Source organism: Nonomuraea sp. bgisy101 (assembly GCF_057708945.1).
This window is the reverse complement of sequence record NZ_JBYITD010000005.1, coordinates 181,161-205,228: the sequence shown is the minus strand read 5'-3', so window position 1 is coordinate 205,228 and position 24,068 is coordinate 181,161. Positions and strand designations below refer to the sequence as shown.

Sequence of the window (24,068 nt, the reverse complement as noted above, 5' to 3'; positions counted from 1 at the left end):
CCTGCGACTTCCTACTGTGGGAGGCATGGACATCGACACCGGGTCCCTGCCCGCCTACGCCAGGGGATGCGCCGTCCTCGGCTCCGGCGGCGGCGGCCCCGTGACGATCACCAGGTCCGCCGCCCTCCAGGCGCTGTCCGACCACGGGCCCGTCCGCGTCGTCCAGCCCCGCGACCTCGACCCCGACCTGCTGGTGATGCCGGTCGGCAGCGCGGGCTCGTCCGCGGTGATGGCCGAACGCGTCGGCGGCGCCGACGAGCCCCTGTACCTGCGCCGGAAGGTCGAGCAGCTGTACGGCACGCCCGTCGGCGCGGTACTCGCCAGCGAGATCGGCGGCGCGAACGGCTGCCTGGCGGTGGCCTGGGCCGCCCGCCTCGGCCTGCCCCTCGTCGACGCCGACGGCATGAGCCGTGCCTTCCCCCGCATGGACCAGACCGTCATGCAGTTGCGCGGCATCTCCCCCACCCCCGCCGTGCTCTGCGACGGCCGCGGCAGGACCGTGGTCATCGACCACGTGGACGGACGCTGGCTGGAACGGCTGGTGCGCGCCGCGCTCGAACCGTTCGGCGGCCAGGTGGCGACCACCGAGTACGTCATGCGCGGCCGCCAGGTCGCCGCCGCCACCGCGCTCGGCTCGGTCACACGCGCGCTGCGGCTCGGCTCCGAGCCGCCCGCGCCCCTCGTCTCGGGGAAGGTCGCCGAGACCGGCTCGATCGTCATCGAGGGCCTCGGACCCGACCTGGGCCGTCTGGTCCGGATCGAGGCGGGCACCGAGTTCCTGGCCGTCCTGGAGGACGGCGCGCCGCTGGCCGTGGTGCCCGACGTGATCGCGCTGCTCGACGCCCGCACCGGTGAGGTCGTCGACGCCGAGCACGTCAGGTACGGCCTGCGGGTGGACGTGGTCCGCGTGCCCTGCGACCCGGTCTGGCACACCGAGGAGGGCCTGCGCATGGCCGGCCCGGAGGCCTTCGGCCTCAACGGTCTCAGCGGCCTGCCCGCGCCCACCGAGGTGAGGTCGTGAAGGCCGGGGTCGACGTCGGGCCCACCAACACCGACGCCGCCCTGCTCGACGACGCGGGCGCGGTACTGTCCACCGTCAAGGTCGCCTCCGTCCCCGGCGACCCGGTGGCCAGCGTCACCGCCGCCCTGGCCCGTCTCGCCGCCCCTCCACCGGCCCAGGTGGCCGTCGGCCTGCACGGGGCGGCCGCCGCGGTCGACGGCAGGCGCGGCCTGTGCAGGGTCGCGGTGTTGCGCCTCGGCGGTCACGAGGCGGAGGCGGTCAGGCCGCTGTTCGGCTGGCCCGACGACCTGCGGCGCGCCGTCGACGCCGGCAGCGCCATCGTGGACGGCGGCGGCGGGCTCGACCGCGAGGACTGGACCCCGCTCGACAGGGACGCCGTCGCCCGCTTCGCCGCTTCCGTCGCCTCCACCGCGCAGGCGGTCGCCATCACCGGCCTGTTCTCGCCCCTTGACGGCGAGCAGGAGCAGGAGGCGGCCGAGATCGTCCGCGCGGAGCTCGGCGACCTGCCGATCGCGCTGTCGGCCGATCTCGGCACGCTCGGACTGCTCGAACGCGAGAACGCCACCGTCCTCGACGCCGCTCTGTCCGGGTTCGCCACCGGCGTGGCCGAACGCCTGGCGGCCGCGCTGGCCCCGGTGACCGCCGTCCACGTCACGCGCGGCGACGGCACCCTCATGAGCCTGGAGCACCTGGCCAGGCACCCCGGCCTGAGCCTCGGCAGCGGCCCCGCCAGCATGCTGCGCGGCGCGGGCGTGCTGACCGGGCTCGGGGACGCCGTCGTCGCCGACGTCGGGGCCCGCAGGATCAGGGTCGGGGTGCTGGCGGGCGGCTTCCCCGAGGAGGCCGTCAGCGGCGCCCGCATCGGCGGCGTGCCCGTCGGCCTGCGCATCCCCGAGCTGATCAGGGTGGCCAGGCCCTTCGAGCCGGCCGAGCTGGCCGAGGCCGTCGACCGGATGCAGCCGGGCGCCGGACGGCTGCCCCTGGTGGTCGTGGGCGGCGGGGCGCATGCCGTACCGGATGGGCTGCACCCCGAGCACGCGACCACGGCCGGCGCGATCGGCGCGGCCACCAGCCCCGTCGGCGGGCAGTACGAGCGCGTCGTGCGCCTGCCCGACCGCGCGGATCTGCCCGCGGCGATGGAGGCGGTGGTCGAGCAGGCCAGGGCCAGCGCCGTCCGCGCCGGAGCCGACCCCCTGCACGTGCGGATCCTCGAGGCCGCCGACACCCCGCTGGGATACCTGCCCGGCCCCTTCGTACGGCTGCGCGCCAGGGCCGCGGGCCCGCCCGCGCGGCTGTGACCACCCCCCTGTGAAAGCCCCCGTGAAAGGCATGTCTCCATGGCGACAACGACAACGGATGAGGACTACCCGCTGGAGCGGGTGCCGCCGAGCGCCCGCTACCCCTGGTTCAACGTGGCGGTGCAGCGTTTCGGCCAGCTGTCGGACCTGACCCAGTTCCTGCTCGGCGCCACGCTCGGCGCGGGCCTGTCGTTCTGGGGCGCGTTCTGGGCGTTCACGCTCGGCTCGGTGATCCTGGAGATCGTCTGCATCTTCGTGGGCATCGCCGGCATGCGCGAGGGCCTGTCGACCTCGGTGCTGGCCAGGTGGACCGGTTTCGGCCGCTATGGCTCGACGCTGATCGGCGTCATCATCACCCTCAGCCTGTTCGGCTGGTTCGGCGTGCAGACCGCGGTCTTCGCGGCCGGCCTGCACTCGATCATGAGCTGGCTCCCGCTGTGGGCCTGGTCGCTGATCGCGGGCCTCGGCGTGACCGCGCTGGTCATCCGCGGATTCAAGGCCATGGGCATGACCGCCTTCATCACCGTGCCCGCCTTCCTCGGCCTGGCCGGATGGGCGATGTGGGTGGAGATCTCCCGCCATGACCTGGGCGCCCTCGTCGCCTCGCCGCCGTTCGGGGAGCCCATCTCGATCGCCACCGGCGCCACGATCGTGGCCGGCTCCTACATCGTGGGCGCGGTCACCACGCCCGACATGACGCGCTTCAACCGCAATACTGGCGATGTGATCAAGCAGACGCTGGTGGGCATCTCGCTCGGGGAGTACGTGCTCGGCCTGGCCGGCGTACTGCTGGCCTACGCGGTGAAGTCCTCCGACGTCATCGCCATCATCACCGCCTCCTCCGGCGTGATCGGCGTCATCGTGCTGATCTCCGCCACCGTGAAGATCAACAACTGGAACCTGTACTCCTCGGCGCTCGGCCTGCTCAACGCCGTCGAGTCCACGATCGGCCTGAAGCTGAACAGGGTCGCCGTGACCGTCGGCATCGGCGTGCTCGGCAGCGTCCTGGCCGCGATGGGCATCCTGGAGCGCTTCACCGACTTCCTGCTCATCCTCGGCGTCATCACCCCGCCGATCGCGGGGATCATGGTGGCCGAGTACTTCGTGGTCAAGCGCTGGCGGCCCGCCCTCGAGTCCTCACGCGAAGAGGGCAGGCTGCCGGAGACCGAGCCGACCTGGGTGCCGGCGACGCTGGTCATCTGGGCGGCGGCGGCGCTGGTCGGCTGGCTGAGCGAGCATCACCAGTGGATCGGCATCCCCGCGCTCAACTCCCTCCTGCTGGCCGGCCTGGCCTACATCGTCGCGGGCAAGCTCGGCCTGGTCCGAGGGACCCGCGAACTCCTCACCGTCTGAAGGAACCCACCTACATGCGCATCGGCATCGACGTCGGCGGCACCAACACCGACGCAGCCCTCATCGGAGACGGCGGCGACGTGCTGGCCACCGTCAAGTCCCCCACCACGGAGGACGTGACCAGCGGCGTCGCCGCGGCCCTCGCGGGCCTCGGCGCCACCCGGGTGTCCGCGGTCATGATCGGCACGACCCACTTCGTCAACGCGCTCGTCGAGGCGGCCCGCCTGGAGCCGGTGGCCGCCGTACGGCTCGGCCTGCCCGCCACGGCGGCGCTGCCGCCCATGGTCGACTGGCCGCAGCGCCTGCGCAAGGTCGTCGAGGGCGCCGTCCACCTGTGCCACGGCGGCCACGAGTACGACGGCACCCCCATCGCCGACCTCGACCCCGGCGAGCTGCGGCAGGTCGCCGCCGACATCAGGCGCAAGGGCCTGCGCACGGTCGCGATCTCGTCGGTCTTCTCCCCCGTCAGCGACTCCTCCGAGAGGCGCGCCGCCGACATCCTGGCCGCCGAGCTGGGCCCCGAGGTGCACATCTCGCTGTCCAGCGAGATCGGCCGCGTGGGCATGCTGGCCAGGGAGAACGCCACGATCGTCAACGCCGCGCTGCGCCCCCTCGCCGAGCGCACCGTGGCCGCCTTCGGCCAGGCGCTGGAGGTGGCGGGCATCGACGCGCCGCTGTTCCTGTCGCAGAACGACGGCACGCTCATGGACGTCTCCAGGGCGCTGCGCTACCCGGTGGCGACCTTCGCCTCGGGTCCCACGAACTCGATGCGCGGCGCCGCCTACCTGTCGGGGCTGACCGACTGCGCGGTCGTCGACATCGGCGGGACCACCACCGACGTGGGCATCCTGGTCGGCGGCTTCCCCCGCGAAGCCTCAGGTGAGGCGATGGTCGGCGAGGTGCGGACGAACTTCCGCATCCCCGACGTGCTGTCGATCGGCATCGGCGGCGGCTCCCTCGTGGCGGACGACGGCTCCGTCGGGCCGCGCAGCGTCGGCTACCGGTTGCCGGAGGAGGCGCTGGTGTTCGGCGGCGGCACGCTGACCGCCACCGACCTGGCCGTGGCCGCAGGATACGCCGCCATCGGCGACCCCGCGCTCGTCGCGGGCGTCGATCCGTCCCGGTCGCTGAAGCTCATCGCCGACCGGGTGGCCGACGCCGTCGACAGGATGCGCACCACGCCCGACCCGCTGCCGGTGGTGCTGGTGGGCGGCGGCAGCGTCCTGGTCTCCGACCTGCCGGGCTTCGACGACGTGCGCAGACCCGACCACTTCGCCGTGGCCAACGCCGTCGGCGCCGCCATCGCCCAGGTCGGCGGAGAGGTGGACAAGGTCTACTCCGGCCCGCGCGAGACCGTCCTGCGGGAGGCGAAGACCGAGGCCGTGACCCGCGCCGAGCGGGCCGGCGCCCGCGCCGGCAGCGTGCGCATCGCCGAGGTGGAGGAGGTCCCGCTGGCCTACCTGCCCGGCGACGCGACCCGCATCAGGGTGAAGGCGGTCGGCGACCTGGACTTGGAGAAGATCAATGCGTGAGATCGGCGTCGAGCAGCTGGACGACATGGCCAGGGGCGCGGGCATCCTCGGCACCGGCGGCGGCGGCGACCCCTACGTCGGCAAGCTGCTGGCGAGGGAGGCGATCAGGCGTCACGGCCCGGTGAAGCTCTACGACATCGCCGAGGTCCCCGCCGACGCGACCGTCGTCCCCGTCTCCAGCATGGGCGCGCCCACCGTGCTGCTGGAGAAGCTGCCGGCGGGCACCGAGGAGCTGGCCGCGCTGCGCGCCCTCGAGGCCGTCATCGGCCGCCGCGCCACCCACATCGTGCCGATCGAGGTCGGCGGCGTGAACTCGATGATCCCCATCGCCGCCGCCGCGCAGGCGGGGCTGCCGCTGGTCGACGGCGACGCCATGGGCCGCGCCTTCCCTGAGGCCCAGATGGTGCTGCCCACCCTGATCGGCGTGTCGAACACGCCCATGGCCATCGCCGACGACAAGGGCAACACGCTGGTGCTCGACGCCGTCTCCAACCACTGGGCCGAACGCATCGCGCGCGCCGCCTGCGTCCAGATGGGCTGCCAGGTCTCCTGCGCGGACACCGTGCTGCGCGGCGACCAGCTCGCCGACGGTCTGGTCCCTGCCACGCTGACGCTGGCGGAGGATCTCGGGCGGGCCGTACGGCGGGCACGCGCCGCCCACGCCGACCCGGTCGCCGCGGCGACGTCCGTGCTCGGCGGCGTCACCCTGTTCACCGGGAAGGTCGTGGACGTCGAGCGGCGCACCACCGGCGGGTTCGCCCGCGGCAAGGCGCTGCTGGCCGGCGAGGGGAGCTTCGAGCTGAGCTTCCAGAACGAGCACCTGCTCGCCCGCAGGGACGGCGCGATCGTGGCGACCACGCCCGACCTGATCTGCGTGCTCGACACCGACACCGGCGAGCCGGTGACCACCGAGGCGATGCGGTACGGCCTTCGCGTCACCGTGATCGGCGCGCCCTGCGACCCGCGGTGGGTGACGCCTGCAGGGCTCGAGCTGGCCGGGCCCCGCTACTTCGGCTACGACTGCGACCACCGGCCTCTTCCTGCCGCCTGACCCCCGGCTCCTGGCTGCCACCCGGAGCCCGCCTCCGGCTCCGGGACCGCGACCCGGGGCCCTCCCCGAGGCCGGGGCCGCGTGCGATCCCCTTCGCCACGCGACCCCGGCCCGCTCCTCGGACCGGCAGGCCCCTCACCCGCGCCTGTGCAACGTCGATGAAATATTTGTCAGGACATTCTGACCTCGCTAACCTGATCACATGACCGCGAACCTGGCGATCGACCTGGACCGCTCCAGTCCCGTCCCCCTGTACTTCCAGGTAGCCGAGCAGATCGCCGAGGCCATCAGGCGTGGCGACCTCGCCCCCGGCTCCCGGCTCGACAACGAGATCCTCCTCGCCGACCGGCTGGGCCTGTCCAGGCCGACGATCCGCCAGGCCATCCAGTACCTCGTCGACAAGGGCCTGCTGGTCCGCAAGCGCGGTGTCGGCACCCAGGTCGTCCACGGCCAGGTCAAGCGCTCGGTCGAGCTGACCAGCCTCTACGACGATCTGCGCCGGGCCGGCCAGGAGCCCGCCACCCAGGTCCTCGCCCTCGAACCGCGGCCCGTGGACGAGCAGGTCGCCCAGGTTCTCGGCCTGTCCCCCGGCGAGGAGGCCCTCTATCTCGAACGGCTCCGCTTCGCCTCCGGCGAGCCGCTGGCGTTGCTGCACAACTGGCTGCCCGTCGGCCTGGCCCCGCTCACCTCCGAAGGCCTGCAGGGGCGCGGCCTGTACGAGCTGCTGCGCGCCGCGGGGGTCCGCATGCGCGTCGCCAACCAGCGCATCGGCGCCCGGGCCGCCTCCGCCACCGAGGCCAAGCTGCTCGACGAGCGCAGGGGCGCGCCGCTGCTGACCATGATCCGCACCACCTACGACGACCAGGGCAAGGCCGTCGAGCACGGCTCACACGTCTACCGGGCTTCCCACTACTCCCTCGAGGTCACGCTCATCGAGCGCTGAGGCCCGGCCGGCCTTCCTCTTGACGTACCAGGTGGTGCCGATCCCGAACAGCACGGCGGCGGCCAGGCCCACCCACGAGAACCCCTTCAGCCACTTCTCGGCGACGATCCCCAGGTAGTAGATCACCGCCGTGGTGCCGCCCGCCCAGACGACGCCGCCCAGCACGTTCGCGACCAGGAACTTCCAGTACGGCATACGCAGGGCCCCCGCCAGCGGCCCTGCCAGGATCCGCAGGAGGGCGATGAACCGCCCGAAGAACACCGTCCACATCCCGCAGCGGTGGAAGTAGTGCTCGGCCTTGGCGATGTGGCTCGGGCCGAAATGCTTGGGGAAACGCCTGCCGAGCCGGTCGAAGAGCGGTTTGCCGCCCCGGCGGCCGATGCCGTACCCGATCGAGTCGCCGACGATCGCGCCCACGCTCGCGCACACGCCCACCCAGACGGGGCTGACCACTCCCTTGGCCGAGAGCAGGGCGGAGCTGACCAGGACGATCTCGCCGGGGAGCGGGATGCCCAGGCTCTCCACGCCGATCACGAGGCCGACCAGCGCACAGATCCACAGCGGCGGGATCGCCTGCAGCCACTCGTCGATATGCATCCGGCCACCTTAGTCAGTCGGCACGACCGGTTCGAGGCCGTGAGCGTTCACGGATGGCCGCCGAACAGGAGGAGCTACCCTGTGAAAGGGCCTGTTTCGGGCTGACGACCTGCGGCAATCGTCGAGAAGGGAGAAGCTGATGATCGACAAGGTCGCATGGGTGCTCCTGGAGGACGGCAAGCTGCTGGGCACCCGTTCCCACGGCAAGGAAGCCTTCTACCTTCCCGGTGGCAAGCGCGAGCCGGGCGAGAGCGACACCGACGCCCTCCTGCGCGAGATCGCCGAGGAGCTGACCGTCGAGCTCGTGCCGGGCACGTTCCACAACGTGGGCACGTATGAGGCGCCCGCCCACGACAGGGCCGGCGTCACGGTGCGCATGACCTGCTACACCGCCGACTACAAGGGCACGCTCCGGCCCAGCGCCGAGATCGCGGAGATCGCCTGGCTCACCCACGCCGACCGCGACCGCGTCTCCGCCGCCAACCGCCTCGTCCTCGACACCCTGCACACCCAGGGGCTGCTCATCCCCTGACCGTCAGCAGCGCGCCCGAGATCAGCATGCCCAGCGTGCCGAGCACCTCCTCGGGGTCGATGCGGTCGGGCGCCAGAAGCCACTGCTGGTGGATGCCGATGACGGCGCCCACGATCGTGACGGCGAGCGCCTCGGCGCACACGCCGGGAGGCAGCGGGAGGTGCTCCAGCCATCTCCTGCACTGCTCGCGCAGCGTGTCGTGGATCTGGACGTACCGGCCGCGGATGGGCGAGTCAGGCTCCAGCGCCTCCACCAGGAGCGTGACGAAGAGCTTGGAGGTGGGTTGCCTGAGCAGGGCCTCGACCCCTTCCATCAGGTGGTCGAGCTCCGCCGCGCCCCGCTCGAGGTGCCCGGCGTAACCGGACCTGATCAGGTCCACCGAGCGTTCGAGCACGGCCAGCAGCAGGCCCTCCTTGCTGCCGAAGTGCCACGGGATGGATCCCCTGCTGATCCCCGACCGCTCGGCCACGTCGGCGAACGTCGTCTGCCGGTAGCCCTTCTGCGCGAACAGCTCGGCCGCCGCGGCAAGGATCAGCTCGCGGCTCTCCTGACTGGTCTGCTCTCGTCGCGTTGTCACGCCACCTCCTCTTGTGCTAGCAATCATATTCTATGCTGGCCAACACAGGAGGTCGTTTTGCGCTTCGTCACCTACGCCTCGGCTGACGGCGACAGGGTCGGTGTCATCGACGGGGACCTGATCCGCGCCCTGCCCCGGGGCACGGCTCTGATCGAGCTGCTCCCCTCGCTCCACGAGGCGGGCGAGCGGGCGCTCGCCGAACCCGACGAGAGCGTCGCGCTCGCCGACGTCAGGCTGAAAGCGCCCGTTCCCAGGCCGCCGTCCCTGCGCGACTGTCTCTGCTTCCTCGACCACATGCGCGGCTGCCTCAAGGCCGCCGGCGGCGCGGGAACGCTGGATCGGGTCTGGTACCAGATCCCCGCCTTCTACTTCGCCAACCCCGCCACCGTCATCGGACCCCACGACGACGTGCCCATCTCCCCCGGCAGCGCCTGGTTCGACTTCGAGCTGGAGATCGGCGCGGTGATCGGGGCGGCCGGCCGCGACCTGACCCCGGAGCAGGCGGAACGGCACATCGCCGGCTACACCCTCTACTGCGACTGGAGCGCCCGCGACCTGCAGGTCCTCGAAACCCAGCTCAGGATCGGCCAGGCCAAGGGCAAGGACGGCGCGACCACGCTCGGACCATGGCTGGTCACGCCCGACGAGCTGCCGTTCCTCGAGAACGGCAGGCTCGCCGTCCAGGTGCGGGCCGAGGTCAACGGCGTGCCGATCGGCGAGGGCGGCACCGACGCCATGGACTGGTCCTTCGGCGAGGTGATCTCCTACGCCTCCCGCGGAGTGGAGCTCCAGCCGGGAGACGTCTTCGGCTCCGGCACCGTCCCCGGATGCTGCCTGCTGGAGCACCTCGACTTCGGCGACCTCGGCGCGTTCCGCGGCTGGCTCAAGGACGGCGACGTGGTGTCCCTGCGCGCCGAGGGACTGGGCGAGGTGCGGCAGACCGTCCGGGCCGGCGTGGCCCCTCACCCTCTCCCGGCCAGGCAGGACCCGGCCGCCACGGTCCGCCGGCCGCGGGTGAACCCGGCCGCCTCCGCCCTGCCGTACACCAAGGGGCTGCACCAGGTCGGTGACGGCGTCTGGGCGTGGCTGCTGCCCGACGGCGGGTACGGCTGGAGCAACGCCGGGCTCGTCGCCGGCGACGGCGGCTCCCTGCTGGTCGACACGCTCTACGACCTGCCGCTCACCGCCGAGATGCTCGCAGGCATGCGGCCGATCACCGATCGGCATCCGCTCGGCCACGCCGTGCTCACCCACGCCAACGGCGACCACACGCACGGCGGACAGCTCCTGCCGGACGCGGTACGCGTCATCGCCGCCGAGGGGACCGCGCACGAGATGCGCACCGAGATGCCGCCGGAGCTGACCGCCGCCCTGCAGGTCATGGACCTCGGGCCGACGCTCTCGCCGTACCTGCGTGACCGGTTCGAGCCGTTCGACTTCGGCGGCATCCGCCTGCGCACCCCCGACGAGACCTTCGACCGGCGGTGCACGATCGACGTGGGCGGGCGCGAGGTCCACGTGCTCAACCTGGGGCCCGCCCACACCGAGGCCGACACGGTCGTGCACGTCCCCGACGCCGGCGTGCTGTTCGCGGGCGACCTGCTGTTCATCGGCTGCACGCCGATCGTGTGGCACGGGCCCATCGCCAACTGGATCGCCGCCTGCGACACGATGATCGGCCTCGGCGCGCACACCGTGGTGCCGGGACACGGCCCGGTGACCGACGCCTCCGGCATCCACGCGGTCCGCGGCTACCTCGGCCACGTCGTCGAGCAGGCCGACGCCGCCCACGCCAAGGGGCTGGACCTCCAGGAGGCGGCGTTCGGAGTCGACCTGGGCGAGTACGCCGACTGGCTGGACGCCGAAAGGGTCGTGGTCAACATCTACCAGCGTTACCGCGAGATCCACCCCGACCAGCCGGCACTCGACCGGTTCGCGCTGTTCGGCCTGATGGCCGAATGGGACCGCCGACGGTCGTGACCCCCGCACCCTTGTAGCTCGGCCGAGGAGACCCCGCCCCGCCGTCCGCGGGGTCGGGTCGCCGCGGTGCAAGGTGCCCCACGTATCCGGATATATGGTGCGATCTGCATCTATGCAGGTAAACGTGTCGTCCTTAGCGTTCTCCCAAGCTTGTCTCTTGGGAGGGCACCATGGCCCCTGCAGTCGACGACCACTCACTCAGCCGAGTACCCGCGAGCGCCCGCTACCCCTGGTGGTCGGTCGCCGTTCAGCGGTTCGGGCAGGTCTCCGCGCTGACCCAGTTCATGCTGGGCGCCGCGCTCGGCTTCGGCCTGAGCTTCTGGGACGCGTTCTGGGCCCTGACGTTCGGCGCGCTCATCCTGGAGTTCGCGATGATCCTCGTCGGGATCATCGGCATGCGGGAGGGCCTGTCCACCTCCATGCTGGCCAGATGGACCGGCTTCGGTCGCGGCGGCTCCGCGGTGATCGGCCTGGCCATCGGGATCAGCCTGGTCGGCTGGTTCGGCATCCAGTCCGGGATCTCCGCCCGCGGCCTGCACGCCCTGATCGGCGGCCCGCCGGAGTGGGTGTGGGCGATCGGCTTCGGTCTGGCCGTCACCGCCATCGTGATCGCCGGGTTCCGTTCGATGGCCTGGACCGCGTACGTCACGGTCCCGCTGTTCCTCGCCCTGGTGGCCTGGTCGATCATCTCGGAACTGAGCGGGCACTCCCTCCGCGCGCTCGTCTCCTCCCCGCCGCCCGGCCCGCCCATGACGGTGTTGCAGGGCACGGCGCTGGTGGCGGGCAGCCTCATGGTCGGTGCCGTGATCACCTCGGACATGACGCGGTTCAACCGCACCGCGGGCGATGTCATCAAGCAGACGGTCATCGGGGTCACGCTGGGCGAGTACGTCATCGGGCTGGCCGGAGTCCTGCTGGCGCACGCCGTCGGGAGCTCCGACATCATCGCGATCGTCGTCTCCTCCGTCGGCCTCGTCGGGACCCTGGTGATCGTCGCGGGCACGCTGAAGATCAACGACTGGAACCTCTACTCGGCGGGCCTCGGACTGCTCACCTTCATCGGCGTGGTCAGCGGCCGCCGTCCGAGCCGCGTCGCGATCACCGCGCTCGTCGGCGTCGCAGGAACGCTGCTGGGGGCCGCGGGCATCCTCGACCGGTTCACCGACTTCCTGATCCTGCTGGGCGTGGTCTTCCCGCCGATCGCCGGAATCATGATCGCCGAGTACTTCGTCGTCCGCCGCTGGCGCGGCCGGCTCGCCGAGGGCCGCGACACCGGCGCCGCCCCGGCCAGCGCCCCCATGTGGGTGCCTGTGACGCTGGTCATCTGGGTGGTCGCCACGCTGATCGGCGTGTTCGTCACGGCCGGACTGGGCAGCGTCAACTCGCTGGTGGCCGCCTTCGTGCTCTACGCGGCGTGCGGACGGCTCGGCCTGATCACCGAAATCGGAGCCAGCACGACCGAGACCGTGGAAAGGGCGAGAGCGTGAGGATCGGCATCGACGTCGGCGGCACGAACACCGACGCCGTCCTGATGGACGGCGACCGGGTGGTCGCCGCGGTCAAGCGGAACACCAGCAAGGACGTCACCAGCGGCATCGTCTCCGCCATCGCGGGACTGGACCTCCAGGGCCCGGTGCACGCCGTGATGATCGGCACCACGCACTTCATCAACGCGCTGGTGGAGGCCGACCGTCTCGCGCCCACCGCCGCCGTACGGCTCGGCCTGCCCGCCACCACGGCGCTGCCGCCCTTCGTCGACTGGCCCGATCCGCTGGTCGAGGCCGTCTCGGGACGCGGCTACCTGTGCCACGGCGGTCACGAGTTCGACGGGCGGACCATCTCCGAACTGGATCAGGACGAGCTGCGCCGTACCGCCGAGGACATCAGAGCCCGCGGCATCCGCTCGGTGGCGATCTCCTCCATCTTCTCCCCGGTGAACATCGAGTTCGAGGAGCGGGCCGCGCAGATCCTGGCCGAGGAACTGCCCGGCGTGCCCATCTCGCTCTCGCACGAGATCGGCAGGATCGGGCTGCTGGAACGGGAGAACGCCACGATCGTCAACGCGGCGCTGCGGGAGCTGGCCGACGACATCGTGGACGGGCTGGGCCAGGCGATGGCGGGGCTCGGGATCGCCGCGCCCCTCTACCTCAGCCAGAACGACGGCACGCTGATGGACCTCGAGTTCGCCAGGCGCTATCCGGTGGCCACGTTCGCCTCCGGCCCGACGAACTCCATGCGCGGCGCCGCCGTACTGTCCGGGCTCGGCACCTGCGCCGTCGTCGACATCGGCGGGACGACGAGCGATGTGGGCGTGCTCAACGCCGGCTTCCCCCGGGAGGCGACCGCCGAGGTCACGGTCGCCGGCATCAGGACGAACTTCCGCATGCCCGACGTGCTGTCGATCGGCATCGGCGGCGGCAGCCGCGTGCACCCGGGCCACCGGGTCGGTCCCGACTCCGTCGGGTACCGGCTCGCCGAGCACGCGCTGGTCTTCGGCGGCTCGACGCTGACCGCGACCGACATCGCCGTCGCCGCGGGGCGCGCCGACATCGGCGATCCCTTGCTGGTCTCGCACCTGGACAAGGAACTGGTCGGCGCGGTGCTCGAGCGCATCGCCGACGACGTGGCCGAGGCGGTGGAGCGCATGCGGACCAGCCCCGAGCCGTTGCCCGTCGTGGCCGTGGGCGGCGGATCCATCCTCCTGCCCGACGAACTGGCGGGGTGCGGCGAGGTCCGCAGGCCCGAGCACTACGCGGTGGCCAACGCGATCGGCGCCGCCATCGCGCAGGTCGGCGGCGAGGTGGACCGCATCTACACGGTCGCGCCAGGGCGGAGGGAGAAGATCCTCGACGAGGCCCGGCAGGAGGCGGTGGACCGGGCGATCGCGGGCGGCGCCAGGCCCCGCAGCGTCGACATCGTCGAGCTCGACGAGATCCCCCTGCCCTACCTGCCGGGAGACGCCATAAGGATCAAGGTCAAGGCGGTAGGAGAGCTGTCCATCGAGGAGGCCGCGCATGCGTGAGATCGGGCTCGACCACCTGGCCGACATCGCCAGAGGGGCGGCGATCCTGGGCACCGGCGGAGGCGGGGACCCCTACATCGGGCGGCTGATGGCCCGCGCCGCGCTGCGCGAGCACGGGCCCGTCGAACTGGTCCCGCTGGCGGAGGTTCCCGACGGCGCGATGGTGCTGCCGGTCGCCGGGATGGGCGCGCCCACGGTGATGGTGGAGAAGCTGCCGTCGAGCGCGGAGATGTCCAACGCCGTCGAGGCCCTGTGCGGCTACCTGGGCCGCCGCCCCACCCACATCGCCTGCGCCGAGGTGGGCGGGGTCAACTCGCTGATCCCGGTGGCCGCGGCCGCCAGGCTCGGCCTGCCGCTGATAGACGCCGACGGCATGGGCCGGGCCTTTCCCGAGCTGCAGATGTTCATCCCCGCCCTGTACGGCGTGCGCGCCTCCCCCATGGCGTTGGCCGACGACAAGGGCAACAGGTCGGTCCTCGACACCGTCGGCAACCACTGGACGGAGCGGCTGGCCAGGGCCGCCACCGTGGAGATGGGCGGCTCGGCCACCACCGTCCTGTACGCCATGGACGGAGCCAAGGCCCGCGAGTCCATGGTGCCCGCCACGCTCTCGCTCAGCGCCGAGCTCGGCGCGCTGGTGGCGGCCAGGCGCGGCGAGGCCGCGGCCGCGGTCGCCGAGCGGCTGGGCGGCCGGGTCCTGTTCGCCGGCAAGGTCCTCGACGTCGAGCGCCGCACCCAGGGTGGCTTCGCCCGCGGTACGGCCAGGCTCCACGGCGGCGCGGGCGAGCTGCGGCTGTCGTTCCAGAACGAGCACCTGCTGGCGGAGCTGGACGGCGTCCCCGTGGCCACCACGCCCAACCTGATCTGCGTCCTCGACCAGCAGACCGGTGACCCGGTGACGACCGAGGCGCTGAGGTACGGCCACCGCGTCACCGTGCTGGCCGCGCCGTGCGACCCGCGCTGGCTGACCCCCGAGGGCCTGGCGCTGGCCGGGCCCAGGTACTTCGGCTACGACCTCGACCCCGTGACACTCTAGAAGGGTGATCGAAGAGCAGGACGTCGCCGCCCTCGAGCGCGGCTGCGTCCTGCTCGGCTCCGGCGGCGGCGGCCGCACGGCGACGGCCGCACGGCTGCTGCGGGTCAAGCTGCGCGCGGCGCCCGTGCCGCTCGTTGCCGTGTCCGAGCTGCCGCCCGGCGCCATGGTCGTCCCTGTGGGGCTGGCTGGAGCGACCGGGATGCTGGAGGAGAAACCGCCATCGGGCACCGAGATGGTCGCGGCCATCGCGGCCGTGGCCCGCTGGAGCGGCAGCGAGGTCAACGCGATCATGTCGATCGAGGCCGCCGGCATCAACGGGCTGATGGTCTTCGCCTGCGAGCGTCCCGTGGTCGACGCCGATCTGATGGGGCGGGCCTTCCCCAGGTTGGGGCAGTCGTCGACCTCGCGCAAGGGCGTGCAGGCCGGGCCGTACGCGCTGGTGGACGCGGCGGGCCGTACCACGATCATGGACAGTTTCGACCCCGAGGCGGGCGAGCGGCTCATGCGCGGCGCGCTGCGGGCCTGCGGCGGGTGGGCCGCGTTCGCGCACTGGCCGATCCGCGCGGCCGACCTGCCGGAGCAGGCAGTCGTCGGCAGCCTCTCCCGGGCGCTGGCGCTCGGCCGTACGATGCTGGCCCTGCCCGAGCGGGCGCCTCGCGCTCCCGCGCTCGGCGGGCGCCTGCACGGAGCGGGGCGCGTCGTCGAGGTGGTCAGATCGGCGGGCGGCGACGGCAGGGTGACCATCCTCGACGACGGCGGCGCGGTGCTGCGCGTGGAGATGGAGAACGAGTATCAGGTCGTGTTCGCCGACGGTGTGCCCGTCGCGACCACACCCGATGTGATCTGCCTGCTCGAAGCGAGGACGGGCCGGCCCCTGGCCTGCGACGAGGTACGGCAGGGCCCGCGCGTGGAGGTGCTGCAGCTGCCCGGTCCCTCCTTCTGGCGGCGGCCCGACCGCCTGCCGCAGGTCTGGCCCGCCGCCTTCGGCATCGACGTGCCGCCCCGCCTCATCGACGGCCGGCCATGAACGTCGCCGACCTCCTGGACAGGGCCGACCTGACCGTGCTCGGCGGCCCTGCCGCGCCCGGACGGCAGGTGACCGGCATCCGCATGGCGATGGGCGCGGCCGGTGCCGGTGACCTGGTCGTCCTGCTCGATCCCGACAGGACCAGCTGGCGGCTGGACGCCGAGCTGAGCAAGGCGGTCGAGGCGGGCGCGGCGGCGCTGATGGTGCCGGGGACCGAGCCGCTGCTGCGCAGCACCGTGCTGCTGGCCGAGCGGCTGGCGACACCGGTGCTCGGCTGCCCCGCCGACCCGCTGGACACGGCCGTACGGCTGGCGGTGCTGATCGCCTCCCCCGACGTGGACGTGGCCAGGCGGGTGCTGGCCGCGCACCAGGCGCTCGACACCGCCACCCCCACCCTGGAGGAGATGCGCGACCTGGCCAGCGCGGTGGTGCGGGCGGAGGTCACGGTGCTGGCCAGGGACGGCGCCCTGTTGCTCGGCCCGCCGATCGACGAGCGGGTCAAGGTGTCGCTGCCGGTCCGCCAGCGGCTGGCGGGCGGCGGCGTCGCCGTACCGGTGCTCGCGCTCGAAGGCCGCAGCGCGGAGTTGTGGCTCGTCGTGGCCGGTACGGCCGGCGGCGAGGAGGTGCTCGCGGTCGCCGCGGCCGCGGCTCAGCGGTCGCTGGCGCTGCGCAGGCTGGAGCTGGAACGCGACGCCAGGCGCAGCTCGGCCCTGCTCGGCGAGCTGCTGCAGGCAGGCGATGACCCCGGACCCTCCCTGCGCAGGCGGGCGGCGGAGGCGGGCTGGCGGCTGGACGGCTGGCACACGGGCATCCGCATCGACGTGAGCCGTCCCGTCGACGTGGTGACCCTGACCGGCGACATCATCGCCACCCTGTCGGCGGAGTCCGTCGACGCGGTCGTCGTCGCCGAGGACGGCGGCTGGGTCGCCTGGGTGACCACCGACATCGAGCCGGGCGCCGACGCGGTGAACCGGCTCGCCCTCCTGGTACGGCAGGCCCAGCGCCGCATGGCCGACCTGGACCCGCTCGTCGGCATGGCCCGCCCGCACCACGGCCCCGGCGGCATCGCGCGCAGCCTGTCGGAGGCCCGTGACGCCGCCCGGCTGGCCGCCGCCCGCGCGGAGACCGGCAGGTTCGTCCACGTCGACCGGCTCGGGCTCGCCCAGCTGCTGCTGGCCTGGACCAGGACGGACACCTTCGTCCCCGCGGCCAGATCGCTGCTCGCCGCGCTGGCGGCCGACCCCGGTGACCTCACCAGGACGCTCACCGTGTACCTGGACACGGAATCGTCCCTGATCGAGACGGCGGCCGTGCTCGGCGTCCACCGGAACACGGTGGCCCGCAGGATCGCCAAGATCGAGCGGCTGCTCGGTGTCGATCTCACCGATGCCGACACCCGCCTGGCCCTCCACCTGGCCTGCCGCGTCGCCGTCCCGGACCAGTGAGCGGGCCCTCCACACCTGACGAGCCCGAAGCCGCCACACCCCCGGCCACCCTCTCCATCCAGCGGTACCCCACCAGCCCCGCCACCCGCCGGCACCCCACCGTCCCACCACCCTCTCCACCCGCCAGCACCCCACCGTCCCACCACCCTCTCCACCCGCCAGCACCCCACCGTCCCACCACCCTCTCCACCCGCAGGCACCCCACCGTCCCCGCCGCCCGCCAGCACCCCACTCCTTCCCGCCGCCCTCTTCGCTCGCCGGCGCCCCATCCGTTCCCACCACCCTCTTCACTCGTGCACCCCAGCCGCCCCGCCACCCGTCAGCGCTCCACCCGTCCCGCTCCCCACCCGCCGGCACCTCGCCCATCCCCGCCACCCTCGCCCCGCTCGCTGCGCCGTGCGGCTCGATCGCTCACCCGCGTCGGCCTCTGCTCGCCGGCTCGCCGTGCACTTTGGCCGAACATTGCACAATCATGGGATGACAGATTTTGAAATCTGTCAGCCCATATGCCATAGTCGTCACCATGAGAACTCTCGGAACCACCGGCCCCCGCGTCTCCGACCTCGGCCTGGGCACCATGGGCATGTCCGACCTGTACGGCCCCGCCGACGGGGCCGAGTCCATCGCCACCATCCACGCCGCCCTCGACGCCGGCATCACCCTTCTCGACAGCGGCGACTTCTACGGCATGGGCCACAACGAGCTGCTCATCCATGACGCGCTCAAGGATCGCGACCGCGACGCCGTGCAGATCAGCGTGAAGTTCGGCGCCCAGCGCGACTACGACGGCAACTGGCTCGGCTTCGACGGCCGCCCCGCCGCGGTCAAGACGTCACTCGCCTACACCCTTCGCCGCCTGCGCACCGATCACGTCGACATCTACCGGCTCTCCCGCGTCGACCCCGCCGTACCCATCGAGGAGACCGTGGGCGCCATCGCCGAGGAGGTCGAGAAGGGCCACGTCCGGCACATCGGCCTGTCAGAGGTCGGCGCCGACACCATCAGGCGCGCGCACGCCGTCCACCCGATCGCGGACCTCCAGATCGAGTACTCCCTGCTGTCCCGGGACATCGAGGCCGCCATCCTGCCGACCTGCAGGGAGCTCGGCATCGGCGTCACCGCGTACGGCGTGCTGTCGCGCGGCCTGCTCAGCGGCCACTGGTCGAAGGACCGCCGGCTCGCCGCGGGCGACTTCCGCTCGGTCAGCCCCAGGTTCGGCGGTGACAACCTCGCGCACAACCTGGCCCTGGTCGAGGGCCTGCGCGATCTCGCCGCCGCCAAGGACGCGACCGTCGCACAGCTCGCGATCGCCTGGGTCCTCGCCCAGGGCGAGGACATCGTCCCGCTGGTCGGCGCCCGCCGCCGTGACCGGCTCGCGGAGGCGCTCGGCGCGCTCGACGTAAGCCTGACCCGCGACGACCTCGACCGCATCCAGTCGATCATCCCGGCAGGCGCGGCCGCCGGAGGCCGCTACGCCGCCGCGCAACTGGCCCACCTCGACAGCGAGCAGCCTGTCGTCGACAACTGACAGACTTGGTCACATGACAGATGGCACCCTGACCGCCGAGCAGATCATCACCGCCGCCCAGGACGTCCTGCGCAGGTACGGGCCTGCCAAGACGACGGTGGTCGACGTGGCGCGGGCGCTCGGGGTCAGTCACGGGAGTGTCTACCGGCACTTCCCCAGCAAGGCCGCGCTACGGGAGGCCGTCACCCAGCGCTGGCTCGACGAGTCGCACGCCCCGCTGATGGCGGCGGTCAGGACTCCAGGGCCCGCGGGCGCCCGGCTGCACAACTGGCTGGCCGTCCTGTTCGCCGCCAAGAGGAAGAAGGCCCTCGACGATCCCGAGCTGTTCGCGACCTACATGGTCCTGGTCGCGGAGTCGAGTGAGGTCATCGAGCGGCACCTGGCGGACCTGGTCGGCCAGCTGGAACGGATCATCGGGGACGGCGTGGCCAGAGGTGAGTTCACACCGGTGGACGTGCGTGCGACGGCGCGTGCCGTGTTCGACTCGACGGTGCGCTTCCATGATCCCGTCTTCGCGCCGGACTGGGGCAAGCCGGGCATCGAGCGCGCGTTCGACGCCGTCTGGAACCTCATCCACGCAGGCCTCGCCAAACGCTGACCAGCAGCCCGATCGCCCGACCATCCGCCGCCCACCCGAACCTGCCGGCTCCCGGACTTCGGCGACAGCCGCGGCACCAGGTTCGCCAGGGGACCCGTGGGCTCGCTCCAGCGGCCGGTCGGCCGTCAGCCGAAGACGTCGCGGACCGCCGCCTGTGCGACCTCTCTCAAGTGCGCGTGCAGGACCGCGTTCGACTCCCGGTCGGTGCGGACCTCCACCAGGCGCAGTCCCTCGCCGCGAATCGCCTTGGGCAGGTCGGAGATCTCCTCCACCAGCTGGTACGGCGTCCCGGTGGCGGCCGCCACGTACCCCAGGTCCACCCCGTGCGGCGTGCCGAACACCCGCTCGAACGGATCTCTGACTCCCGCCTGCGGCAGCAACGAGAAGATCCCGCCCCCGTCGTTGTTCACCACGACCAGGCACAGGTCGGGACGCGGTTCCCTGGGACCCAGGATCAACCCGTTCTGGTCGTGCAGGAAGGTCAGGTCCCCCAGCAGCGCGTATGACGGCCCGTTGTGCGCCAGCGCCGCTCCGATGGCCGTCGACACGAGCCCGTCGATCCCCGAGACGCCTCGGTTGGCCAGCAGCCGCAGCCCGCGCCGGGGCCGCATTGCCTGGTCGAGGTCTCTGATCGGCATGGACGATCCGCAGAACAGCAGCGCCCCGTTCGGCAGCGAGTCGGCCAGGTCCCTGGCGATGCGCGGCTCGGTCATCCCCGACGAGTCCAGGAGGGAGTCGACGGCCGTCCTGGCCGCGGCGTCGGCCCGCCGCCAGGAGTGCAGCCAGGCGTCGTCGCCGGCGGCGACGGGGATCTCGACCGCCTGCGCCACCTGGGTCGCCGACCGTGTCGGGTCGGGCCAGCGGGCCAGGTCGGTGGCCACCACGATGTGCTCTTCGGCTCGCCGCAGCCATGACAGCAGCGGCCTGGACAGTCCTGGGCGTCCGAGCGTGACGACCACGTCGGGCTGGTGGGCGTCGGCGAAGGACTGCGTCCCCAGCAGGAAGTGGTAGGTGGAGATGGCGTGGTCGCCGTACCGGCCGCCCCCGTTGGGCTCCGACAGCACGGGCCAGCCCGCCATGCCGGCCGCGGCGATGTAGCGGCGCACGTTCGCCGCGCCGTCGCCGACGACGAGCACGCCGCGCCTGGTCGGCGGCAGGTGCAGCGCCACGGGCGGCGGCGCGACGCGGGCCCGCACCCACGATCCGGCCGTGTCGCCGTCGAGGGACTCGACCCACGAGGTGTCGCCGTCGGGGATCAGAGGCTCCCTGAAGGCCAGGTTCAGGTGGACCGGGCCGGGGTCGGAGGGCCCGAGCGCGCGCTGGTAGGCGCGGGCCGCCAGCGACCGCCAGTAGGCCACCTGGCCGGGCCGTTCCTCGGGCGCTCCGACCTCGGCGAACCATCTGGTGGCGTTACCGAAGATCTTCAGCTGGTCGATGGTCTGGTTGGCGCCGGTGCCGCGCAGCTCGGGCGGCCGGTCGGCGGTCAGCACCAGCAGCGGCACCCCCGACTCGCTCGCCTCGATCACCGCGGGGTGGAAGTTGGCGACCGCCGTGCCGGAGGAGCAGATCAGCGCCACGGGCCGCTCGGATCTGCGGGCCAGTCCCACTGCCAGGTAGGAGGCCGAGCGCTCGTCGATCCGCACGTGCAGCCGCACCCGCGACTCGGAGTGGAGGGCCAGCGCGAGCGGAGCCGAGCGGGACCCGGGAGCCATCACGACGTCGGTGAGGCCGCAACGCACGAGCTCGTCCACCAGCACGGTGGCGAGCGCGGTAGCCGGGTTCACAGGTCCGCCTCCTGCATCCGCCGCAGCCACGACGGCGACTCGATCTCAAACTCCGACAAAAGCGAATAATCCACTGCCGGACGGGACACCGGCAAGAACCCGTCGACAGGCGTCAGCGAGTCGCCCACCACGTCGCCCGACAGCAGCGACATGGTGCCGAGGCCGCACGCGTACGGCAGGCTGGGCAGCGCCGCCGCCAGCGCGACCCCCGCGGCCAGCCCCACCGAGGTCTCCACCGCGCTCGACACCACCGCGGGCAGCCCGCACGCCTCCACCACCCGCAACGCCGCGCGGACCCCGCCCAGCGGCTGCACCTTCACCACCGCGATGTCGGCGGCCTCCGCGGCCCGTACCTTCAGCGGATCCTCGGCCCGCCTGATCGACTCGTCCGCCGCGATCGGCACGTCGACCGCCCGTCGCACCGCGGCCAGCTCGTCCAGCGTGGCGCAGGGCTGCTCGGCGTACTCCAGGTCGAAGGCGTCCAACGCCTTCAGGTGGCGTATGGCGGTCGGCACGTCCCAGGCGCCGTTGGCGTCGACCCGCACCTTGCCCGAAGGCCCCAGAGCGTCACGGACCGCCTCGACCCTCGCCAGGTCGTCGGCGAAGGTCTGCCCCTGCTCGGCCACCTTGACCTTCGCGGTGCCGCAGCCCGCCTGCCGTACCAGCTCGTGGGCCTGCTCGGCCGAGACCGCGGGGATCGTCGCGTTGACCGGGATCCGCGAGCGTACCGGGGCGGGCCAGCCCTCGAAGGCGGCCTCACGGGCGCACGCCAGCCAGCGCGCGCACTCGCGCGGGCCGTACTCCGGGAAGGGTGAGAACTCCCCCCACCCCGCGGGCCCCTCGATCAGCACGCCCTCGCGCGCCGTCTGGCCGCGGAAACGGGTGCGCATCGGGATCCGGAAGACCCGCGGCCCAGAACCCATCAACGCACCTTCCCAGCTGACACCTCGTCTGTCGCCACTAACCTTACGAGCATGTGGAGGAACCCGTCGCATCCGGACCGGCCCCTGCGGGCGCTCGTTCTCCCGCCGGGCCCCCGGCTGTTCGAGGCGGTCGCCGCGGCGCTGGCCGGCGAGGGTCCCGCCGTCCTCCCCCTGTCCCCCGACCACGCGGGCGCGGCCCTGCGCTCGCTGCGCCCGACGGAGATCGAGACGGTCGACGGGGTACGGCAGGCCGCGGGCCCCGGCGTGCCTGCGGACGTGGCTGTCGTCATCGCCACCTCGGGAAGCACCGGCGCCCCCAAGGGCGTCATGCTGACCGCCGCCGCGCTCACGGCCTCCGCCACCGCCTCCCTGCGCCGTCTGGAGGCCTCGCCGGGCCAGCGATGGCTGTGCTGCCTGCCGCCCTCCCACGTCTCCGGCCTGCAGGTGCTCGTCAGGTCGTTGCTCGGCGGCACCGAGCCGATCATCCACGACCGCTTCGACCCCGAGGCCGTCGCCGCGTGCGGGGCCGAGCACGTCTCGCTGGTGCCCACGCAGCTCCACCGCCTGGTGGAGCGGGGCGCCGACCTGCGCGCCTTCGCGACCATCCTGCTGGGCGGCGCCGCGCCACGACCGGGCCTGGTGGAGGCCGTGCGCGCGTCGGGCGCCAGGGTCGTGACGACCTACGGCAGCAGCGAGACCAGCGGCGGCTGCGTCTACGACGGCCGGCCCCTTGAGGGTGTGGACCTGAGGATCAGGCAGGACGGCAGGATCCTCATCGCGGGGCCCGTCCTCTTCTCCGGCTACCGGCGCGCCGATGGCCCACCCGCCGAACACGGCTCCCCCGGCGGCGACGGCCTCCGCGACGGCCAGGGCTCCGGCGACGGCTCCCAAGGCCGCGACGGCGACGGTTTCCGGGACGGCGACGGCCCGTGGGAGGGCAGCTGGTTCGCCACCTCCGACCTCGGCGCCATCGAGAACGGCAGGCTGCGCGTCCTCGGCCGCGCCGACGACGTGATCAACACCGGTGGCGAGAAGGTCGTCGCCGCCGCGGTCGCGGGTGTCCTTGCCCTGCATCCCTTGGTCGCGGACGTGGCGGTGGTCGGTCGTCCGCACCCGGAATGGGGCGAGGCGGTCCTGGCCGTCGTCGTGCCCGCCGACCCCGCCAGCCCGCCCACTCTGGACCAGTTGCGCGCCTACTCCCGTGATCGGCTCCCGGCCTATGCCGCCCCGCGTGAGCTGCGGCTTCTGTCCGCACTTCCCCTGCTGCCCAATGGTAAAACCGATCTCGCGGCACTTCAGACCGGAACCTGACGGCCGCCGGATGCGTCTTATAGGAGCAGCTGGAAGAAGGAGGAGACCTTCATGAACCCAACCCGCAGGACGTGGGTGTCCGCGGCGGCCGTCGGCGTGATCGTCGTCGGTGGCGTCTATGTCGCGGCGGCCGCCTCGGCGGGCAGGCTCGAGAAGGTGAGTCAGGAGACGAGGGCCGTGGTGAACACACCCGCGCCGTCCGACCAGCCCGCTGAGACGAACACCACTACCGACGACGACACGGTGGTCTCCCACGAGGTCAACCAGGACCCGCAGGCGGCCGTCGACTACTGGACCGACGCACGCATGGAAGGCGCGGAGCCGATGCCCATGCCGGAGGCCACAGGCAAGCTGAACGACGTGGACGACTAGGCGTTTCACGTCCGACGGGCGGCCGCCGGCTTCGGCGGGCGCCCGTTTTTTCATCGTGCCCGGGAACAAATGGCCGCGGACGGCGTTATTGATACTGGTGCGACGAGCGGCCAGAGCCGCCCCACCACAAACTTTCTA

21 protein-coding genes are annotated in these 24,068 nt (G+C 72.5%); 17 read left to right on the top strand and 4 right to left on the bottom strand.

Annotated features, from left to right (window positions below; all coding sequences use genetic code 11):
* Positions 1–25: 25 nt before the first annotated feature.
* The 6 genes from AC3EO4_RS11620 to AC3EO4_RS11595 all read left to right on the top strand — a co-directional run bounded on the left by AC3EO4_RS11620 (position 26) and on the right by AC3EO4_RS11595 (position 7,198).
* Positions 26–1,021 (top strand): S-methyl thiohydantoin desulfurase family protein, encoded by a 996-nt coding sequence (locus AC3EO4_RS11620; RefSeq protein WP_431895301.1) that lies wholly within the window; start codon positions 26–28, stop codon positions 1,019–1,021.
* The gene (locus tag AC3EO4_RS11615) at positions 1,018–2,319 is read left to right on the top strand and encodes a hydantoinase/oxoprolinase N-terminal domain-containing protein (protein ID WP_431895299.1); all 1,302 of its coding nucleotides are present in this window, start codon (positions 1,018–1,020) and stop codon (positions 2,317–2,319) included. Before AC3EO4_RS11620 ends, AC3EO4_RS11615 begins: the two co-directional genes overlap by 4 nt.
* A gap of 39 nt (positions 2,320–2,358) precedes the next feature.
* Positions 2,359–3,672 (top strand): purine-cytosine permease family protein, encoded by a 1,314-nt coding sequence (locus AC3EO4_RS11610; RefSeq protein ID WP_379568397.1) that lies wholly within the window; start codon positions 2,359–2,361, stop codon positions 3,670–3,672.
* Positions 3,673–3,686: 14 nt separating this feature from the next.
* Positions 3,687–5,204: a hydantoinase/oxoprolinase N-terminal domain-containing protein gene (locus AC3EO4_RS11605; RefSeq protein WP_379568399.1), complete on the top strand. Its 1,518-nt coding sequence runs from the start codon at positions 3,687–3,689 to the stop codon at positions 5,202–5,204.
* Positions 5,197–6,255 (top strand): S-methyl thiohydantoin desulfurase family protein, encoded by a 1,059-nt coding sequence (locus tag AC3EO4_RS11600; RefSeq protein ID WP_431895298.1) that lies wholly within the window; start codon positions 5,197–5,199, stop codon positions 6,253–6,255. Before AC3EO4_RS11605 ends, AC3EO4_RS11600 begins: the two co-directional genes overlap by 8 nt.
* 202 nt (positions 6,256–6,457) lie before the next feature.
* Complete coding sequence (locus AC3EO4_RS11595; RefSeq protein WP_379568403.1) at positions 6,458–7,198, top strand: GntR family transcriptional regulator; 741 nt, start codon at positions 6,458–6,460, stop codon at positions 7,196–7,198.
* On the opposite strand, the gene AC3EO4_RS11590 is transcribed toward AC3EO4_RS11595, so the two are convergent.
* Positions 7,142–7,795, bottom strand: coding sequence for a DedA family protein (locus AC3EO4_RS11590; protein WP_431895296.1), 654 nt, complete (start codon positions 7,793–7,795; stop codon positions 7,142–7,144). The two genes, AC3EO4_RS11595 and AC3EO4_RS11590, sit on opposite strands and share 57 nt — an antisense overlap.
* 139 nt (positions 7,796–7,934) lie before the next feature.
* Here AC3EO4_RS11590 and AC3EO4_RS11585 point away from each other — a divergent pair, with 139 nt between their 5' ends.
* Positions 7,935–8,327, top strand: coding sequence for an NUDIX hydrolase (locus AC3EO4_RS11585; RefSeq protein ID WP_379568407.1), 393 nt, complete (start codon positions 7,935–7,937; stop codon positions 8,325–8,327).
* Here AC3EO4_RS11585 and AC3EO4_RS11580 read toward each other — a convergent pair.
* Positions 8,317–8,904 carry a TetR/AcrR family transcriptional regulator gene (locus AC3EO4_RS11580; protein WP_431895294.1) on the bottom strand — a complete coding sequence of 196 codons (588 nt, stop codon included), beginning with the start codon at positions 8,902–8,904 and terminating at the stop codon, positions 8,317–8,319. The genes AC3EO4_RS11585 and AC3EO4_RS11580 overlap by 11 nt on opposite strands.
* Positions 8,905–8,961: 57 nt before the next feature.
* Between AC3EO4_RS11580 and AC3EO4_RS11575 the strand changes: the two genes are divergently transcribed.
* From AC3EO4_RS11575 to AC3EO4_RS11540, 8 genes are all read left to right on the top strand, one after another.
* Positions 8,962–10,884, top strand: a complete 1,923-nt coding sequence (locus tag AC3EO4_RS11575) for a fumarylacetoacetate hydrolase family protein (protein WP_379568411.1) — start codon at positions 8,962–8,964, stop codon at positions 10,882–10,884.
* A gap of 170 nt (positions 10,885–11,054) precedes the next feature.
* Positions 11,055–12,371 (top strand): purine-cytosine permease family protein, encoded by a 1,317-nt coding sequence (locus AC3EO4_RS11570; protein WP_431895292.1) that lies wholly within the window; start codon positions 11,055–11,057, stop codon positions 12,369–12,371.
* The gene (locus AC3EO4_RS11565) at positions 12,368–13,906 is read left to right on the top strand and encodes a hydantoinase/oxoprolinase N-terminal domain-containing protein (protein ID WP_431895291.1); all 1,539 of its coding nucleotides are present in this window, start codon (positions 12,368–12,370) and stop codon (positions 13,904–13,906) included. The genes AC3EO4_RS11570 and AC3EO4_RS11565 overlap by 4 nt, the downstream gene beginning before the upstream one ends.
* Positions 13,899–14,942, top strand: coding sequence for an S-methyl thiohydantoin desulfurase family protein (locus AC3EO4_RS11560; RefSeq protein ID WP_431895290.1), 1,044 nt, complete (start codon positions 13,899–13,901; stop codon positions 14,940–14,942). Before AC3EO4_RS11565 ends, AC3EO4_RS11560 begins: the two co-directional genes overlap by 8 nt.
* Positions 14,943–14,946: 4 nt before the next feature.
* Complete coding sequence (locus tag AC3EO4_RS11555; RefSeq protein WP_431895288.1) at positions 14,947–15,969, top strand: DUF917 domain-containing protein; 1,023 nt, start codon at positions 14,947–14,949, stop codon at positions 15,967–15,969.
* Entirely contained in the window at positions 15,966–17,414 is a 1,449-nt protein-coding gene (locus tag AC3EO4_RS11550; protein ID WP_379568421.1) for a PucR family transcriptional regulator, read from the top strand. The genes AC3EO4_RS11555 and AC3EO4_RS11550 overlap by 4 nt, the downstream gene beginning before the upstream one ends.
* Before the next feature lie 523 nt (positions 17,415–17,937).
* Positions 17,938–18,942 (top strand): aldo/keto reductase, encoded by a 1,005-nt coding sequence (locus tag AC3EO4_RS11545; RefSeq protein WP_431895286.1) that lies wholly within the window; start codon positions 17,938–17,940, stop codon positions 18,940–18,942.
* A 13-nt stretch (positions 18,943–18,955) separates the two neighbouring features.
* On the top strand, positions 18,956–19,540 hold the full coding sequence (locus AC3EO4_RS11540) for a TetR/AcrR family transcriptional regulator (protein ID WP_431895284.1): 585 nt from the start codon (positions 18,956–18,958) through the stop codon (positions 19,538–19,540).
* A gap of 125 nt (positions 19,541–19,665) precedes the next feature.
* Here the strand turns inward: AC3EO4_RS11540 and menD are convergent, their stop codons facing one another.
* Together menD and AC3EO4_RS11530 are read right to left on the bottom strand one after the other, a co-directional pair.
* Entirely contained in the window at positions 19,666–21,324 is a 1,659-nt protein-coding gene (gene menD, locus AC3EO4_RS11535) for a 2-succinyl-5-enolpyruvyl-6-hydroxy-3-cyclohexene-1-carboxylic-acid synthase (RefSeq protein ID WP_379568427.1), read from the bottom strand.
* Positions 21,321–22,247 carry an o-succinylbenzoate synthase gene (locus AC3EO4_RS11530; RefSeq protein WP_431895282.1) on the bottom strand — a complete coding sequence of 309 codons (927 nt, stop codon included), beginning with the start codon at positions 22,245–22,247 and terminating at the stop codon, positions 21,321–21,323. The genes menD and AC3EO4_RS11530 overlap by 4 nt, the downstream gene beginning before the upstream one ends.
* 51 nt (positions 22,248–22,298) lie before the next feature.
* Between AC3EO4_RS11530 and AC3EO4_RS11525 the strand changes: the two genes are divergently transcribed.
* Complete coding sequence (locus AC3EO4_RS11525) at positions 22,299–23,558, top strand: AMP-binding protein (RefSeq protein ID WP_431895280.1); 1,260 nt, start codon at positions 22,299–22,301, stop codon at positions 23,556–23,558.
* 51 nt (positions 23,559–23,609) lie between these two features.
* Complete coding sequence (locus AC3EO4_RS11520) at positions 23,610–23,930, top strand: hypothetical protein (protein WP_379568433.1); 321 nt, start codon at positions 23,610–23,612, stop codon at positions 23,928–23,930.
* The last annotated feature ends 138 nt before the right edge of the window (positions 23,931–24,068 follow it).